At 46.1% G+C, this 16,886-nt stretch carries 12 protein-coding genes; 4 read left to right on the top strand and 8 right to left on the bottom strand.

Annotated features, from left to right (window positions below; genetic code table 11):
- Position 1: 1 nt before the first annotated feature.
- Together AC0VYA_RS01045 and AC0VYA_RS01040 are read right to left on the bottom strand one after the other, a co-directional pair.
- The gene (locus tag AC0VYA_RS01045) at positions 2 to 880 is read right to left on the bottom strand and encodes an ADP-polyphosphate phosphotransferase (protein ID WP_475489781.1); all 879 of its coding nucleotides are present in this window, start codon (positions 878 to 880) and stop codon (positions 2 to 4) included.
- A gap of 354 nt (positions 881 to 1,234) precedes the next feature.
- On the bottom strand, positions 1,235 to 1,969 hold the full coding sequence (locus tag AC0VYA_RS01040; RefSeq protein WP_475489780.1) for an SDR family oxidoreductase: 735 nt from the start codon (positions 1,967 to 1,969) through the stop codon (positions 1,235 to 1,237).
- 149 nt (positions 1,970 to 2,118) lie between these two features.
- On the opposite strand from AC0VYA_RS01040, the gene AC0VYA_RS01035 reads away from it, so the two are divergent.
- A complete protein-coding gene (locus AC0VYA_RS01035; protein ID WP_475489779.1) occupies positions 2,119 to 2,718 on the top strand; it encodes a TetR/AcrR family transcriptional regulator in 600 nt (199 codons plus the stop codon).
- A 229-nt stretch (positions 2,719 to 2,947) separates the two neighbouring features.
- Complete coding sequence (locus AC0VYA_RS01030) at positions 2,948 to 3,838, top strand: dienelactone hydrolase family protein (RefSeq protein WP_475489778.1); 891 nt, start codon at positions 2,948 to 2,950, stop codon at positions 3,836 to 3,838.
- Positions 3,839 to 3,930: 92 nt separating this feature from the next.
- Here AC0VYA_RS01030 and AC0VYA_RS01025 read toward each other — a convergent pair whose 3' ends face one another.
- Positions 3,931 to 6,510, bottom strand: coding sequence for a CotH kinase family protein (locus AC0VYA_RS01025; RefSeq protein ID WP_475489777.1), 2,580 nt, complete (start codon positions 6,508 to 6,510; stop codon positions 3,931 to 3,933).
- A 413-nt stretch (positions 6,511 to 6,923) separates the two neighbouring features.
- Here AC0VYA_RS01025 and AC0VYA_RS01020 point away from each other — a divergent pair, with 413 nt between their 5' ends.
- A complete protein-coding gene (locus tag AC0VYA_RS01020; protein ID WP_475489776.1) occupies positions 6,924 to 8,675 on the top strand; it encodes an FAD/NAD(P)-binding protein in 1,752 nt (583 codons plus the stop codon).
- A 67-nt stretch (positions 8,676 to 8,742) separates the two neighbouring features.
- Here AC0VYA_RS01020 and AC0VYA_RS01015 read toward each other — a convergent pair whose 3' ends face one another.
- Both AC0VYA_RS01015 and AC0VYA_RS01010 read right to left on the bottom strand, forming a co-directional pair.
- Positions 8,743 to 9,240, bottom strand: a complete 498-nt coding sequence (locus AC0VYA_RS01015; protein ID WP_011573141.1) for a hypothetical protein — start codon at positions 9,238 to 9,240, stop codon at positions 8,743 to 8,745.
- Between the two features lie 74 nt (positions 9,241 to 9,314).
- Complete coding sequence (locus AC0VYA_RS01010) at positions 9,315 to 10,592, bottom strand: MFS transporter (RefSeq protein ID WP_011573140.1); 1,278 nt, start codon at positions 10,590 to 10,592, stop codon at positions 9,315 to 9,317.
- A 479-nt stretch (positions 10,593 to 11,071) separates the two neighbouring features.
- Here AC0VYA_RS01010 and AC0VYA_RS01005 point away from each other — a divergent pair, with 479 nt between their 5' ends.
- A complete protein-coding gene (locus AC0VYA_RS01005) occupies positions 11,072 to 13,027 on the top strand; it encodes a TonB-dependent receptor plug domain-containing protein (RefSeq protein WP_475491013.1) in 1,956 nt (651 codons plus the stop codon).
- A 272-nt stretch (positions 13,028 to 13,299) separates the two neighbouring features.
- On the opposite strand, the gene AC0VYA_RS01000 is transcribed toward AC0VYA_RS01005, so the two are convergent.
- From AC0VYA_RS01000 to fadB, 3 genes are read right to left on the bottom strand one after another with little or no spacing between them, the layout of a single operon-like run.
- Positions 13,300 to 13,437: a hypothetical protein gene (locus AC0VYA_RS01000; RefSeq protein ID WP_475489775.1), complete on the bottom strand. Its 138-nt coding sequence runs from the start codon at positions 13,435 to 13,437 to the stop codon at positions 13,300 to 13,302.
- A gap of 50 nt (positions 13,438 to 13,487) precedes the next feature.
- Entirely contained in the window at positions 13,488 to 14,648 is a 1,161-nt protein-coding gene (gene fadA, locus AC0VYA_RS00995; RefSeq protein WP_473477484.1) for an acetyl-CoA C-acyltransferase FadA, read from the bottom strand.
- A 21-nt stretch (positions 14,649 to 14,669) separates the two neighbouring features.
- Positions 14,670 to 16,829 carry a fatty acid oxidation complex subunit alpha FadB gene (gene fadB, locus AC0VYA_RS00990; RefSeq protein ID WP_475489774.1) on the bottom strand — a complete coding sequence of 720 codons (2,160 nt, stop codon included), beginning with the start codon at positions 16,827 to 16,829 and terminating at the stop codon, positions 14,670 to 14,672.
- Between the last annotated feature and the right edge of the window lie 57 nt (positions 16,830 to 16,886).

Below are 16,886 nucleotides of genomic sequence, written 5' to 3'. Positions count from 1 at the left end.
ATTATTTGGCTTGCGCCACTAACAACCCGCGCATACGTTGCAATTCTTGTTTGCGCTGCTCATCCACTTCTGGGTAATGCATATCCAATGATTCGAAGGTTTCTACTATGGTTTTGGCGATGATCAGGCGTGCGTTACGCTTGTCATCCGCTGGGATCACATACCAGGGGGCCTCTTTGCTGGTAGTGGAGCCAATACAATCTTCGTAGGCGTGCATATACTGCGGCCAGAACTCCCGCTCTTGTATATCGGCATCGCTGAATTTCCAGTTTTTATCTGGGTTATCGATACGGGCTAGAAAGCGCTTGCGCTGCTCTTCTTTAGACAAGTGCAAAAAGAACTTAATGATGCGCGTACCATTTCGCGTCAAGTGCTGCTCTAAATCATTGATCGAGCGGAAACGTTCGCGCCATATATGCTCTTTGTGCATTGCTTCATCAGGGATGTGTTGGCTGTGCAAAATTTCAGCATGCACACGGGCAATTAGCACTTCTTCATAGTATGAGCGGTTGAAAATCCCGATACGTCCCCGCTCCGGTAACGCTAGGTTCGAACGCCACAAAAAATCGTGCTCTAGCTCATTCTGACTAGGGTGTTTGAAGCTATGTACTTGGCAACCTTGGGGGTTAATACCCGACATAACATGACGAATTGAGCTGTCTTTACCCGCTGCGTCCATGGCCTGAAAAATGATCAACACCGAATGCTCATTAGCAGCGTATAACATGCGCTGCAAATCACTCATTTTACCGATTTGCTTTTTGAGCTTCTGTTTATAATGCGCTTTGGACGTATACAAAGGGGCAACAGCGGTGGGACGCTGGCTCAAATCACACGACTCCCCCTGGGGTGCTTTAAAATCTCTTGGGTTAACTTTCATTTTTTCCCTTATTTATCAGCATCGAATTACTTTATACCAACGCCATCGAATAATTAGCCACTCAGCGAGAATTTAAAGGAGTTGGAATTAATATCGTCCTTACCTTGTGCCCTATAAAGAGCCGTGTCAATTAGATAGACCAAAGAAAATAGGCTCACTAGCCTATTCCAAAAGGACGCTAACGGTAACGTTAAGAAGAAATGAGAGAAAGGCTTAAAGAAGAGGGTGAAAGCGAAGCACGCGATTAAAGTTTGAGAAAAATTACCACGGAATATTTCACAGAGAACCAAAAAGCTGGGTGTTGCACCCAGCTCAAGAGCATAAGGCGGGTAATATCCGCCCTAAGTTAAGCACTTATAAAGATAAGTCACCGGTGATAATCGCATCGGAATAACTTTGGTAAGCCGCTTCAAGCTGCTTCGCCACTGGGTCAGGGAACGAGTGGAAGTCACCGCTTTCAAGTGCAGCAACAATGGCTTGTGCTACTACAGTTGCATCAGGCGCACCTTCGAAGCCTGCTGAATCCCCCATTTCTGTGCCAATTGGCCCTGGGTGCACGCTTAATACACGAATACCTTTATCAGCCCACTTGTCTTTTAAGCCTTGGGTGATCGAATACGCAGCTGCTTTAGATGCACAATAAGTGGCAATGTCTCCAAAGGTTTTGATTGATGCGATAGAATTCAACTGAACCAATACGCCTTTATTGCGCTCTAGTGTTTCAGCGAATGCATTGGCAACGCGCATCAAACCAAACACGTTCACGTTAATTTGCCCCATCAATGACTCTTCTGCATTTTCAGCCAGAGGTGAAGTCACGTGCATAATACCTGCGTTATTAACCAAAATTTCTACGTCGCTGGCTTGAGTAGCCAAACGCTGAATTGACGCGGTATCGGCTACATCGGCAGTCAATGTGACAACTTTACCAGCGTATTGCGCTTCGATGTCTTTGGTTGATTCTGGGTTGCGTACCGCTAAATAAACCTTAGTTGCCCCATTTTCGATAAGTGAATCGACGATTGCTTTACCAATTCCGCGATTTGCGCCTGTGACGAGTGCTACTTTACCTTGAATTGAATCAGTCATTGTTTGCTCCTGTTGATGTACTAAGTACTTTAAAAAGTATTTAAAAAAGTATTTAAAGTTGTACCGATCGGTAACGTTGATTAATGTTATACCGATCGGTAACATACGTCAAATAGATCCCTAGATTCATTTTTGCGAGGTTCATAGCGATGAGTGGTAAACGTACTTTTGACGATGAAAAGGCACTTGAGTCAGCTATGGGCGTCTTTTGGAAGAAAGGCTACGCTGGTGCGTCTTTGGCTGAACTTACCCAAAGTATGGGGATCAATAAGCCCAGCATGTATCGCACATTCGGTAACAAAGAAGCCTTGTTCTTAAAAGCGACGCAAAGATACATCGAACAAAATGCCATGCCGCACTTTGTTTATCTGCATCAGGCCGGCGTATCGTTAGATAAGCGCATAAAAAACTATATGGTGTCTGTGGTCAGCGAGCAATGCACCCCGAGCGATCCAAAAGGGTGTTACATATTCTTGTGCCAATCTGAAATTGCCGGTGGCGATATCCCTGAGCTTCCCAGTAATTTGTTGATTGAGGCGGGCAATAAAATTCAAGAAGAATTAATCAATATTTTCACCACGGACCCAGAAGCAATCGCCCTTGGCTTAGACACTCGCGCAGCCAGTATCGCTTTATGTATCATTACGACACTTAGAGGCACGGCCTCAATGGCAAGAGCTGGCGTTACATTAAGTGAGTTAGAAGACGTAGTCGAACATAGCCTACGCGGCATCGGGCTCGTATCTTAACGACCCGCTTAAGAGGGATTAGGCTGGTCACTAACCAACAGCCGATCAGAAGGGAGAAAGCTATCCTTCCTTCATTTTTAATAGATCTTACTCTGGCGTTACATTTCAACACAGTTATCCCAAGCATTGCCTCTAATGCAGCTTGAATTGTAGTTCTTATGGGCAGATAGTTAAGCTTCAAAATAACGGCTGGCACAGGCTTACATTGCTCATCTACCGGAGAAGATCCATGTCACATATCGACCCTAAACACATCCCACAACAAGCCTTTGATTGGTATGACGAATACGCCCATGGCGACATGGACAGACGAACATTTATGTCGCGTTTGGCTTCATTGTCAGTCGCGGGATTGAGCATAGGCACGCTAAGCGGTGCATTGACCCCCAATTACGCCTTAGCCGAGCAAGTGTCATTCAACGATGAAGCGATTACTGCCAGCTACCAAAAATTTGATTCGCCCGAAGGACACGGCACAGGCCAAGGTTATTTAGTGGTGCCAAGTGATATGCTCAAGCCCGCACCAGCGGTGCTAGTGGTGCATGAAAACCGCGGCTTGAACCCTTATATAAAAGACGTTGCACGCAGATTAGCGAAAGAAGGGTTTATTGCGTTTGCCCCAGATGCATTATTCCCTCTGGGCGGTTACCCTGGAAATGACGATGAGGGCAAAAAAATGCAGCGCAGTATGGAGCGTGAAAAAATTGAAAATGACTTTATTGCAGCGGCCAAATTTATTAAGCAACACGAAAAAACGACGGATAAAATAGGCGTAGTAGGTTTTTGTTTTGGCGGTTACATCAGTAACTTTTTAGCAGCTAAAATACCTGACGTTATTAGCGCTGCTGTTCCGTTTTATGGGACCCCGGCCGCTGACAACTTAGTCAGCCAAGTCAAAGGCCCGCTTCTACTCAACTTTGCAGAAAACGATAGTCGCGTCAACGCGAGTTGGCCTGATTATGAAGCTGCACTTAAAGCCAATAATGTCACCTATAACGCCCATATTTATCCAAACACCCAACATGGTTTTCACAATGACTCCACCAGCCGCTATAGCCCTGAAGCAGCAGAGCTTGCTTGGTCTCGCACAGTGGATTTCTTCAAAACAAACTTGGCATAGCGTTAACACATGGGCAAAGTAAAAACGGTGACTCGGTGCATGCAATCTGCGTGCACCGAGTTACAGAACGTGCAACGCAAACCAATAACGAATTATCGGCTACAAAACCCATTACCGTCCCCAGCTGATGCAATGCTGCCATTTAACTGTTGCGTCATATTCGCTGTGCGATAGCTCATAAAAGAGGTTAATCCGTAAAAGCGTCCCACGGTAGAGGTCTGATTCTGCTCATATTCAGAAAATGAATAAAAAGCGCTCGGATCATTAGCCACATGTTCACTAATCAGTGTGTCAATATTGGCTACCCGCTCAGCAAACTCACTGCTAGAGAGTGGCCCATCAATGAGTTGATTTAAGTAACCGTGGTAGATATCTAAGTTATCACTGCTCGCTAATGCACGTGCCACTAGAGGTTTATCAGCAAGGGCACCGTCAGTGGGCTCATCGATATACAATTCACGAATATCAGCACTGTTACATCCTTGACTAAAAGAACCAAACGATTCGTTTAAATCCCAAGGCAACATAGTAAAAACGTTATCTTGATCATAGATATAATAGTTATGCGCCAGCGAGCCGTGATAACTATCAAGGTTCGATAACGACACGCTAACGGATAAATAACGCAGCACAGAATCTTGGTCAATCACACTTAATCCATCGCTGTATTCCATGTCATATACGAAGTCCATAAATGCGCCATTGTCTGAACTGTCTTCGTTAGTCTTTAATTCCACACCGCTGTAACTCGAAAAGTTGTCATCGATATATTGTAAATCGCTACCTGTACCATCGGGTTTGTATAAATCGCCATTCGCATTACTGAAATGCTTAGCAAGAAATTGCTCATTGACAAACTCCACCAGCAAATACAGTCCTTTCAATTCGCCATTCACATACACATTAACGTAGCTATGATCAGGGGCTGTCACACCCATTTCGTCCATCAATTCGTAGGCTATATACTCGCGCATATAAGATGGGTCATTGTACATATTATTGAGCACAAACTTTTTCATGCCCAACAGCTTCTGGCCGCTCACGTATTCATTCACATCTATATTAAAACTAAAGCGCTCGCTATTCGATTGGTAAACAGATTGCAGGCTTGAATTACCCTTAGTGCGTATCGCGACTTCATCCAGCGTTACGCCTTTAAAAGTCACCGATGTAAGGTGATACTCTTCATCTAAGGCATTATCCAGTAAGTCTTGCCACTGGTCTTCGTCGATTTCAAAATAAATAGATTCCACTACATCTTTGGCGTAAATATCAGGTAGTTGATTGGCCGTCCCTTGCGTGACAGCCAGCGTGTTGATTGCCCAGCCTCCGTCGGTTGTTAGCCCATAACTGTATCCTAGTGATACATAACTTTCCTGCCATTCGAGGTAATCCACGGTTTCATTATTCTTAATTAGGCTGAGCTCATCTTCTTTGCCTAATTTAAAGGGCACATAATCACTGCCTGGGTCTTCATCTGTCGCGTAGATCACAATGCGCGCGCCCGCTGCTAATAGAATGTCAGGCAACGTAAACGGTTCGATATCGTCACTGCTGTCCAGTACTTGATAGTCACTCAATAAGATCGCGTCAGCGCTGTTGTTATATAATTCAAACCAGTCATTGCCATCATCTTCGGCCGAGGCCACGACTTCGTTGATGACCAATGGGCCATGACTAGCTGAGCTGTTGGCTGCCACAGGCGTAGGCGCGAGGGTAGCCGTTGCATCGCTGCCATCTGGATATCGACCATAACTAAACCCAATTAGCGCCTCGCCGCTATCCCAGCTAAGTTGGTCAATTAAATCTGTATCAAGAAACAAGCTGACTTTATCAGATGAGCCCAGTTTGAAGTCAACCGTAGCAAAATCGTCTAGTTCATCGGTAGTGGCATACACTCGGTAGAATTCCCCCGGCGCAATGGTTACATCAGGCAATGAGAATAACTCCCCTCCTTCGTCACTAACGGAATAATCTCCCAAGAAAACAGCGTCGTCGCCTACTGCATAAAACTCTATCCAGTCGTAACCACCATTCTCGTCTTTAGCAACAACTTCATTAATACGCAGTTGGGCGTCGTTGTTAACAACCGTATCTGCCACCACAACATCTTCAGTCAACTCTACATTGACTGCGCCTTGCGTGGGCAACATGGTTTGCGCACTGCCCGTGCCATCAACATACAGACCATAGCTGTAGCCTTCTTCGGCCTCACCGTCTTGCCAATCTAATTGGCTGATCAGTGTATCGCTCTCATACAGATAAACCGCGTCATCGCCGCCCAATTTAAAGGTCACATAATACCCGCCATCAGGGGGCGTATCGCTTTCATCGATCGCTTGAATAATGACAAAGTCACCCGCTGCTAGAGACACCCCAGGCAACGCCTGGGTTTCATGGTCCGCATCATCATCAACTAAGCTGTAAATCGACAAATCAGCAATATCTGAATTGGCATAAAGTTCTATCCAATCATTGCCGTCATCTGTAGCTGAAGCCACAATTTCATTCACCACTAGCGCAGCGGTTGCGGTGTCATCTGTAGTCGTATCATCTTGAACTATATCGTCACTGACCGTGCTGTCTGACGAGGATTCCGACGACCCACAAGCGCTAAGCGTGCTCGTAATCACTAGCATGAGAAAAAGCTTATTTAGGGTGGTCCACTGCATGAAAGTATCTCCGATGTAAAAGTGCATTAATCGCATAAACTTATCTCATAAGTGCGTAGTCACAGTGCAGGAAAAAAGGAGATTCAGTGCAATTTGGTGTGGAAATAAAGTGTTAAAATAAACAATAAATTTTTAGCGGGAGACAAGTGATACAAAGGTCTTTGTAGCAGCCACAACGGTCAATATCAATGACTCCTCCAAAGATAAAATGCTTGTAACAATTTCTCATCGACTCAAGCTTTTTACACATTAAAAAAATTAAAGTGCTTATAGCCGCTCTCGAAGCCAATAGTGCTTCTTATACCTTTGATTAATAAAGGAAAAAACTGTCTAGGTAATCAAACCTTCGGCATGTCTCGTGCTACATCAATATTTTCTGACCAATGTTTCCCCTTAAGATTTGAGGCAAGCACATGAGTAAAATTCGAATTGCGTTGATAGGCGGAGGCCCTAGTGCTCTGACTATTATTAAAAAATTACTTTCCAGCGAACTACGTCAAGAACAAAGCCATGGGGCGAGCCGATTTAGTATTGATATTTTTGAGCGTAATTCTTCCTTAGGCAAAGGAATGCCATACAGCGAAGAAGGCGCATCGGCTGAGCACATTACTAATATATCTTCAGACGAATTAGCCCCATTTGATGAGACATTAGCCCAGTGGTTAGGTAAGCAAAGTCACGCTTACCTCGCACGCCACGACATCGATAAAGCCAATTTACATGTCAAACATGTTATCCCGAGGCTTCTCTTTGGCGACTATCTAAACGCTCAGTTTGACGCGCTTATACACAAGGGTGCGAGCAATGGCCTAAATATTAATCTGCATGTAAACAGTGAAGTTTTAGATATCAAGCCCAGCACAAACAGTCAAACCAGCGATGTACATACCGTGTCTGGGTGGATAAAAGGATTCCATAAAGTCATTATCTGTACTGGTCATGCATGGCCGCGCAGGAACGAAGGAAATGTCGCTGGCTATTTTGACTCGCCTTACCCGCCCATTAAATTGCAACATAAATACAATCACGCTGTGGCGTTAAAAGGCAGTTCGCTGACGGCGATTGATGCAATTCGTACTCTAAGTAAAGCCAATGGGCACTTTTATCACGACCAAGAGAAGCTAAAATTCAAACGAGCACAGGACGTGCCTGATTTTAAAATAGTGATGCACTCACTGGATGGTCTATTACCTAACATACGCTTTCATTTAGACGATCCATTAGTGTCTGAAGAAGGCATGCTAAGCGAACAGCAAATCGCTGAGCATAGGGCTGAAAACGACGGTTTTTTGAGCCTAGATTTCATCTTCGAGCATAATTTCAAGAAGGTGCTTGCAAAGCGTGACAACACTTTCTACCAGAAAATAGCTAATAAGAACTTAGAGCAATTCACCGACTGGATACTTGAATCGAGAAAGGCTTTCGACCCGTTTACCCTGTTTAAAATTGAATGTATTCAGGCTGAGCAATCCATCAAACATGAGCAAACTCTGCAATGGAAAGAAGTCCTTGCCTTGCTCAGTTTCACCATAAACCATCCGGCCAAATACCTCTCTGGCGAAGATACACTTCGCTTACAGCAAAAATTACTGCCCTTGATAGGCTTAATGATAGCCAATATTCCCCAAACCTCGGCGGTACAACTCTTAGCGTTATACGAAAGCAAAGCGCTTGAGGTTATCTCTGTTGATACGAACAGCAACGTGCAAATAGAAGGCGATCATTGTTTTACGTATCACTATGAAAATAGTGCAAAGCAATCAGTCACAGAGCAATATCGGATTTTTGTTGATTGCACCGGGCAGAAACATTTACCCATGGCTGACTTCCCCTTTACCTCAATGTTTGAGGCCGAACCAGTACTGCCCGCTTGTGTACGCTTCAAAGAGAAAGCGCAAGGGCAAAAACAGCAGCGTGTTGGTCGAGACAATGTCAGCATAGGTGCAGACGGTGAGTACTACTTGATACTAAAAGGCTTTGCAATAAACGATGCTTACCAGCCTATTTTAGCCACTGGCAAACCAAGCGAACGTTATTTTATGATGGCGGTGCCATTTATCAGTGGTTTTAATCCAGACTATTCAGGCTTCGATTTCTGCGAACAGGTGTCCACTATCATAGTGGAAAAACTCTGCGCTGAACTGCCTCAACACTATGCTAGTTAACGGTGTAATCCACGGTATTTAGACAATGAAATCACAAAGTACAGAAGCACCAAGGGCTAGGAAAGTACTAACCAACATTCGCTGCCGTGGTACTCACTAGGTTTATGTCGTCCATTGAAGCGACGCGCATGTGGGTTTGGTAGTAGTACTTGTTACTGCGCTTACCGTTTGAACTAAACCAAATCTTCACTTGAACGAGTTGCCCTTTTACCAGAACGCGCTTTTTCAAGAAGTAAGCTTCAGGCGACATTTCATGCTTTTTTTCAAACTCGGTAGCGATTTCAGGTGAGAGCACAATTGTGATATTTCTTGGGTCGCGGTAATCGTACTCGGTATTTAAAAACACCCGCCCCTCAAGACGACCTGTTGCTTTCACTTTGAAAACACCCCCTGTCTCAAAAGATTTTGGGTAAATAACAGCGGCCAAGTTGCGATACGCCATGGTATCTGTGGTTGCGCTCTCGCCGCCAAATTGCGCAGGTTGGCGCAGTGAATTACCGCTATTTTGAGAAGTACTGCTGCAACCCGCCAACAATAGTATTAACAATGCTGTCCATAATCTCATATCTTCATCCCTAATCATTAGTGCACAATAAACACCCATCAAACTTTATCGAAACGTGAAAGTGAACTCCACCATCATGTCTTGCTGAGCGACTCGTCTGTCTCTATCGTCTCGACTTTCGTATTCAATGGCTCTTCAGGCTCTTCACTTTCTAAGCCCATTTCGACCACTTCTTGAGTGGTGTTTCGCATATTTACAAACGGCTCATAATGCTCTCGCGCGACATCGTGGAAGCGAATACGATATAAGGTCCAGCAAGCCAAAATTGACAGCGCCACACCCGACACTACAAACAGTGCCATATGGGTATACCCCAACAAAAAAGAAACAGTAAGGGGCCCAAGAATACTGCCGACGCTATTCATCATCAGCACCCCACTGCCCACTTCCATAATGGATAGGTCTGTATTGTCATTGGCATGAGCTAAGCACAGGGAATAAAGCGGAAAGCTCAAACCGCCTAACAAAAACATGGTCACATAAATCACTTCAGGCGTGCGGCTATCAAGCATAATAGCTGCAATACTGGTTAATACCGCAACAACGGCCAAACCGGTTATCACATAGCGCCTGTCTATCCGGTCAGATAAGCGACCGACGGGCAATTGCAATGCTGTGCCGCCTAATATCGTCACCGCCATAAACACACCCACTTGCCCTGCACTCAACTGATTAGCATCCGCTATCACTGGCCCTAACGCCCAAAAACCACCGGTCACTAGCCCACCAAAAAACGCTCCCACCATGGCCACTTGCGATACAGCAAATAAGCGCCTAAAGCTGAAGCTTACAGCCGGAATAGGCTGCGGAGCAGCCCGCCTAGTTAGCCCCACGGGTACAATACCCAATACCAGTAATGCAGCCGCCAACATAAATAAGCCAGCATAACCAAGCTCAAAGCCCACCAATAACTGCCCCACGCAGATAGCTGAAAGCGAGATCACGGTATACACAGAAAGTACGCTACCTCGGTGCTCGATACTCGTCTTATCATTAAGCCAGCTTTCAATGACCATATAAATGCCCGCAATGCCCCAGCCAATAAGACAGCGGGCAATGAGCCAAAGTGCAAAATGATCAACTAAACCAATAAACAGCAGTGAAGCCGTAAAAAGTGCAATTAGTACGGTAAACACCCGTATATGACCTACCCGGGCTACAAGACGGGGAACCGTTAAACAACCCAGCACAAAACCAAGAAAGTAGCTTGAGCCAATATAACCAATTAAATCCGGCTCCCACCCTAAACTTATTGCATAAAGAGGCACGATTGTAAGTTGCAGGCCATGGCCAACGAGCAAAATAGCGGCTGAAAACAACAAGGAAAACATAGACTGTAGCAAGGTCGGCATAGCGCGATCCAATTCGAAAATTTAGCTTAAGCCACCGACAGTGACAGGTACAAACACGGGCTCAAACAAGCTAAAGCAAAGTTGAGAGCGTTGAAATATTGAAGATCCACATAGTGGTGGTTTCGGCATATGAAGTCCAGAATGAATTGATTGATTGGCTAGGCTTTATCAACATTGAGGAGCAAACTTGCCTCTAGTGCCCATAAAAGTTGATAGCATTTTAATTTATCTCGAATTTAAATAATAAGTGCGCACCCATTTTAGCTTGACCTTCCAGTGGCAAGAACCTTTAGAATTGCCCAAATCTTTATTAGCTGATTCAAGAAGTTTATATGCCCTCCCGCGCCATTTTTAGTACATTTGTTTTGTCCGTTATCGTTGCTCCACTCACTCAAGCCCAAGAGTTGAAACCAATCGTTGATACGATTAACGCACCACTAGCCCATCCCAACCAAACACCAGAGCAATACGCTCAGGAAATGAAAACCACAGAAAAAAAGAAAGACACCCATAATAACGATCTTAATATTGAGGCTCACTCAGACGAACATGAGCATACCGAACAGGTTGAAAAAATTGTTGTTCAAGCCACACGCTCAGGGCGCATCGCCGATGACCAGCCTATACGTGTGGAACTTATCGACAGAGAAGAAATAGAAGAAAAAGCAGCCATGCGCCCGGGTAATATCTCAATGCTGGTCGCAGAAACAGGTGGCGTTCGAGTGCAAACCACGTCCCCTGCCCTTGGCAGTGCAAACATTCGGCTGCAAGGTCTGTACGGTCGTTATACTCAGTTGCTGGCAGACGGTTTACCCCTGTACGGTAACCAAGCATCATCCATTGGCTTACTACAAATTCCTCCGACTGATCTTGGCCGGGTTGAAATTATCAAGGGCTCCGCATCTTCCTTATATGGTGGCTCAGCATTAGGTGGGGTAATTAACCTCGTATCTCGAACGCCGGGAGATTCGCTCAACGGCGAAGCCTTACTCAATGTAACCACGCGCAATGGGCAAGACCTAACCTCGTATGTGGAAAGCCCCCTAAGTGACGATGTAAAAGGCTCTCTTACAGTAGGCGCTCATCATCAAAACAAGGAAGACATAGACGATGATGGTTGGATAGATCTGCCCAGTTACGAGCGCTACACCGCTCGCCCCCGATTGTTTTGGGAAGGTGAAAACGGTGAATCACTTTACGCGACGGCAGGTTTTATGACCGAGCAGCGCGAAGGCGGCACCATGCCTGGGGCAGTCGTTGCTGACGGCAACCCCTATGAACAAACCCAAGACTCCCAGCGTATTGATGGCGGCTTGGTGTTCAATATGCCGATGCTCGATACGCTGACCCTCAATGCCAGAGCCTCTGCTATGGTGCAAGATCACGACCATACTTATGGTGTTCTGGCAGAAGACGACAAACATGAAAGCTACTTATTAGAAAGCAGTATTGCCGGTTATAGCGGTGCTGCTGACTGGCTAGTGGGCTTAGCTTACCAAACAGAACAGTTCACCTCTGAGACCTATAACGAATTCGATTATACCTACGAAGTACCCGGCATATTTACTCAGTTAGATTATGAATGGAATGAGCAACTGACTACTTCAGTAAGCGCCCGTTTAGATGAGCACAGTGAATACGGCACGCAATTCAGCCCTAGAATATCGATGTTATATCGCCCTGGTGATTTAACCATAAGGGGTTCATATGGTCAGGGTTATTTTGCCCCGACACCTTTTGTTGAAGAGATTGAAGCCGCTGGCTTATCACGCCTCGAGCCATTACAAAACTTGGAAGAAGAGCAGGCCGAAACCGCATCACTGGATGTAACCTATCGATTCGAGAGCATCGAAGCGAGTGTGACAGCATTTGGCTCTAATGTTGAAAACGTGACTGAGTTACAAGCCTTTTCATCGAACAACACAAATGAACTCGACAGAGTAAGACTCATAAACGCCGAAGGCGAAACTCAGATCCGTGGCTCAGAAGTATTAATAAGATACTATTGGCGCGACGTAAAACTGACCGCAAGCTACCTATACCTAGATGCAACGGAAGTTTCACCGGACAACAGCGGTAGAAGAGAGATCGCGCTCACTCCAAGGCATTCCGCTGGTTTTGTTGCCATGTGGGAGCAACACGGAAACTTCAGGGTCGGCTTTGAAGCCTATTACACCGGCCCGCAAAGGCTGAACGACAACCCGTACATAGACGAATCGAATCCCTATTGGCACTTAGGCCTCATGGGGGGAATCACGGTAGGCAGAGCCAGCTGGTTTATCAATTTAGAAAACCTGTTAGATGTAAAACAAACCGACGAACACCCGCTGTTACTTCCATCTAGAGCAGCAAGCGGCCAATGGACCACAGACATCTGGTCAAGAAACGACGGCTTTATTGCTAATGCAGGCGTTAGAGTGAAGTTCGGTAGCTAGTTATTTTTGAAACAGCATTAACTTGTCAGTATGTTAATGCTGTTTCCCCCTTCTGATCTCGTTGACGCCTTTCTATTCGCTTCGCGAACATTGTGGCTTTCAAACACCTCTGTTCTACGTGCAGTATCGAATTCACCTTGTGCGCTCTGCTTATGGCATCCTGTAATTAAACCAGCGTCAGTCAAGACGCGCAGGGAATAGAGACTTGCTGGTGGGCGGTCTTTATTTCGGGCTATCCATGCCCTTCATGCTTCGCATCATCCTTCGGATGTTCACAATGGTTCCCAACCATTTTGTCTTGGTGACTCTTTCTTAGCTGTTGGAAAGAAGTCACTGGCTGACCAAGGATGGTTTGTCATACCCAGCAAGGATGCTGATACGCGCAGCGTATATTTTGTGGCCGAAGCCATAAAAAAGGCGCCTATCTGGCGCCCTTCTTAATACTGAATCAAAACACGCGTTATACGCGCTCGAACACAGTGGCAATACCCTGGCCTAAACCAATACACATGGTCGCTAAGCCGATGGATTTATCGTTCGCTTCCATTAGGTTGATCAAGGTCGTAGAGATACGTGAACCAGAGCAGCCTAGCGGATGCCCTAGCGCAATCGCGCCACCATTGAGGTTTACTTTGTCTTCGTAAGTATCCAACCAACCCAGCTGCTTAATACAAGACAAGGCTTGTGCTGCGAATGCTTCGTTAAACTCAGCTAATTCGATGTCAGCCATTGTCATGCCGGCACGTTTAAGAGCTTTTTGCGTCGCAGGAACTGGGCCAAAACCCATGATAGCGGCATCACAGCCGGCAACCGCCATAGCACGAATTTTTGCACGTGGGGTTAAACCCAGTGCTTTGGCTTTATCAGCAGACATAATCAACATGGCTGATGCGCCATCTGATAACGCTGAAGATGTACCAGCCGTTACGGTGCCGTTGACTGGGTCGAATACTGGGCGCAAGCCAGACATACTTTCAGTGGTTGAGTCAGGACGAATAGTTTCATCTGCATCAATCAGTTTTAGTATACCGTCAGCGTCATGGCCTTCAGTGGCGACGATTTCATTCCAGCGACCTTCAACAGCTGCCGCATGAGCTTTTTGGTGCGAACGTGCGCCGAATGCATCTTGCATTTCACGGGTGATACCGTTTTGACGTCCCAACAATTCAGCGGTCATGCCCATGCTGCCTGAGGCTCGAGCTGCGGTTTTAGCAATGCCTGGGTGAAAGTCGATGTTGAAGTCCATGGGTACGTGGCCCATGTGCTCTACACCACCAATCATGTACACATCACCGCGGCCACTCATGATGCCGCTTGTTGCATCATGCAAAGCTTGCATAGATGAGCCACATAAACGGTTAACCGTTACGGCAGCCACACTGCGTGGAATGTCAGTTAATAACTGCGCATTACGAGCGATGTTGAACCCCTGCTCTTTGGTTTGTTGTACACAACCCCAAATGATGTCTTCAATCTCGTTTGGATCAAGATTAGGGTTACGTTCTATCAGCTTACTCATTAAGTGCGCTGATAACGTTTCAGCACGTACATTGCGGAAAATACCGCCTTTCGAGCGCCCCATTGGGGTACGAATACAATCGACTACTACGACTTCTTTCATGTTCTTGTCCTCTGGTGCAATTTAGGCTGATTGAGAAAAATAAGATTTACCTGAAGCGGCCATTTCGCGCACGCCGTCAGAAATCTGATAAATCGGACCTAAATCCGCGTATTTGTCGGCTAGGGCTACAAAGTTAGCCAAGCCCATGGTTTCGATGTAACGGAACACGCCGCCTCTAAAGGGAGGGAAGCCCAAGCCGTACAACAAGGCCATGTCAGCTTCTGCTGCACTGCCTACTATGCCTTCCTCTAAACAACGAATCGCTTCGTTTGCCATTGGGATCATGACTCGTGCAATGATCTCATCTGCGTCGAAGTCACGCTTGTCGGCGCAATGTGGTGCAAACAATTCGTACGCTTCATCAGCGGCTTTCTTCGCTGGGCGACCGCGCTTGTCTAGGCTGAAGTTGTAGAAACCTTTGCCGTTTTTCTGCCCTAAACGCTCAGATTTGTACAACAAGGTAACCGGATCGTTGTCAATTTTCTGCATACGCTCTGGAATGCCATCGGCCATTACGCTTGATGCGTGATCGGCGGTGTCCATGCCTACTACGTCAAGTAAATAAGCTGGGCCCATAGGCCAACCGAAGATTTTCTCCATGACTTTGTCTACTGCTACAAAGTCAGCGCCGTCCATAACCAATTTGCTAAAGCCCGCGAAGTAAGGGAACAACACTCGGTTTACCAAGAAACCAGGGCAATCGTTAACCACAATCGGGGTTTTACCCATTTTCAGGGTGGCTGCAACCACAGTGGCAATGGTCGCATCAGTGGTTTTTTCACCGCGAATGATCTCAACTAATGGCATTTTGTGCACTGGGTTAAAGAAGTGCATGCCGCAGAAGCGCTCAGGCTTTTCTAGGCTCTCTGCTAATTGGTTAATTGAAATCGTTGAAGTGTTAGAACAAATCACTGTGTCATCAGACACATTTTGCTCTGTCTCTTTAAGCACTATACCTTTGACTTTCGGGTTCTCAACAACCGCTTCAATAACCAAATCAACGTCTTTTATCGCTGAGTATTCAAGGGTCGGTACGATGTTATTCAAAGTGTTGGCCATAACAGCAGGGGTCACTTTACCGCGCTGCATACCTTTACCTAAAATTTTCGCCGCTTCATTCAAACCAAGATCCAATGCGTCCTGGTTAATGTCTTTCATGATAACCGGCGTGCCTTTCACAGCTGACTGGTATGCAATACCGCCGCCCATGATACCCGCACCTAATACGGCCGTTTGCTTAACGTCTTTGGTTGAGGCTTTGGCTTGTTTTTTACCTTTGCTTTTCACTAACTGATCCGCAAGGAAGATACCCACTTGGGCCTTCGCTGCATCGCTTTTCGCTAGTTTGGTGAATCCTTGGTTTTCAAGCTCTAATGCACCAGCGCGGTCTAAACGGGCTGCGTTAGCAACGGTATCAACCATGGCATGAGGTGCTGGGTAATGCTTACCCGCTTGGGCGAATACCATGGCTTTGGCTGTTGAGAAGCTCATCATGGATTCATTTTTGTTCAGTTTAAGAGGCGCTTTCTTTTGGGCGCGACGTGCTTCCCAACCGAATTTCCCGTCGATAGCGTCTTGCAACATGCTAAGGGCAGCGTCATGCAATTTTTCAGGCGCAACTACGGCATCAACTGCGCCTTCAGCTAGCGCTTTGGCCGCTTTGCGGTCACGGCCGGTGGTCATCCACTCAAGCGCATTATCAGCGCCGATTAAGCGAGGTAAACGTACTGTGCCACCAAAACCAGGCATAAGGCCCAATTTCACTTCAGGCAAGCCAATGGCTGCTGTGGTGTCTGCAACACGCAGGTCACAGGCTAACGTCATTTCACAACCCCCACCTAGCGCAAAGCCATTAATAGCCGAAATCGTCGGGAAAGGTAAGTCCTCGAATCTATCGAACACCTGAGACGTTTTCGCTACCCAAGTTAATACTTCTTCAGCAGGCATATCGAATAAGCCAGTAAATTCAGTAATGTCAGCACCCACGATAAAGGTCGACTTATTCGAGCGCACCAAGACCCCTTTTACATCTGACTGACTTTTAAGGGCTTGAGTCGCTTCGTCAAGCTCGCTAACCGTTTGGCGATCAAATTTATTCACCGAACCTTGAGCATCGAATACAAGCTCTGCAATGCCGTTTGGCAACAGCGTTACGTTGAGGCTTTTGCCTTCATATATCATTATTTTCTCCTTTGGCTTTGGCCAGGATTGAGGGTATTAAACTGTATGACTGTTTAG

The organism is Paraglaciecola sp. QJM3NY_14, from assembly GCF_056173245.1.
This window is presented reverse-complemented; position numbering and strand designations above follow the sequence as displayed.

What these genes read in the sequence shown, in the direction of transcription:
- AC0VYA_RS01015 (WP_011573141.1), bottom strand. Translation starts at nt 9,240, where the DNA reads ATGAGATTATGGACAGCATTGTTAATACTATTGTTGGCGGGTTGCAGC.
- AC0VYA_RS01025 (WP_475489777.1), bottom strand. Translation starts at nt 6,510, where the DNA reads ATGCAGTGGACCACCCTAAATAAGCTTTTTCTCATGCTAGTGATTACG.
- AC0VYA_RS01000 (WP_475489775.1), bottom strand. Translation starts at nt 13,437, where the DNA reads ATGGCTTCGGCCACAAAATATACGCTGCGCGTATCAGCATCCTTGCTG.
- AC0VYA_RS01010 (WP_011573140.1), bottom strand. Translation starts at nt 10,592, where the DNA reads ATGCCGACCTTGCTACAGTCTATGTTTTCCTTGTTGTTTTCAGCCGCT.
- AC0VYA_RS01045 (WP_475489781.1), bottom strand. Translation starts at nt 880, where the DNA reads ATGAAAGTTAACCCAAGAGATTTTAAAGCACCCCAGGGGGAGTCGTGT.
- fadA (WP_473477484.1), bottom strand. Translation starts at nt 14,648, where the DNA reads ATGAAAGAAGTCGTAGTAGTCGATTGTATTCGTACCCCAATGGGGCGC.
- AC0VYA_RS01020 (WP_475489776.1), top strand. Translation starts at nt 6,924, where the DNA reads ATGAGTAAAATTCGAATTGCGTTGATAGGCGGAGGCCCTAGTGCTCTG.
- fadB (WP_475489774.1), bottom strand. Translation starts at nt 16,829, where the DNA reads ATGATATATGAAGGCAAAAGCCTCAACGTAACGCTGTTGCCAAACGGC.
- AC0VYA_RS01005 (WP_475491013.1), top strand. Translation starts at nt 11,072, where the DNA reads ATGAAAACCACAGAAAAAAAGAAAGACACCCATAATAACGATCTTAAT.
- AC0VYA_RS01040 (WP_475489780.1), bottom strand. Translation starts at nt 1,969, where the DNA reads ATGACTGATTCAATTCAAGGTAAAGTAGCACTCGTCACAGGCGCAAAT.
- AC0VYA_RS01035 (WP_475489779.1), top strand. Translation starts at nt 2,119, where the DNA reads ATGAGTGGTAAACGTACTTTTGACGATGAAAAGGCACTTGAGTCAGCT.
- AC0VYA_RS01030 (WP_475489778.1), top strand. Translation starts at nt 2,948, where the DNA reads ATGTCACATATCGACCCTAAACACATCCCACAACAAGCCTTTGATTGG.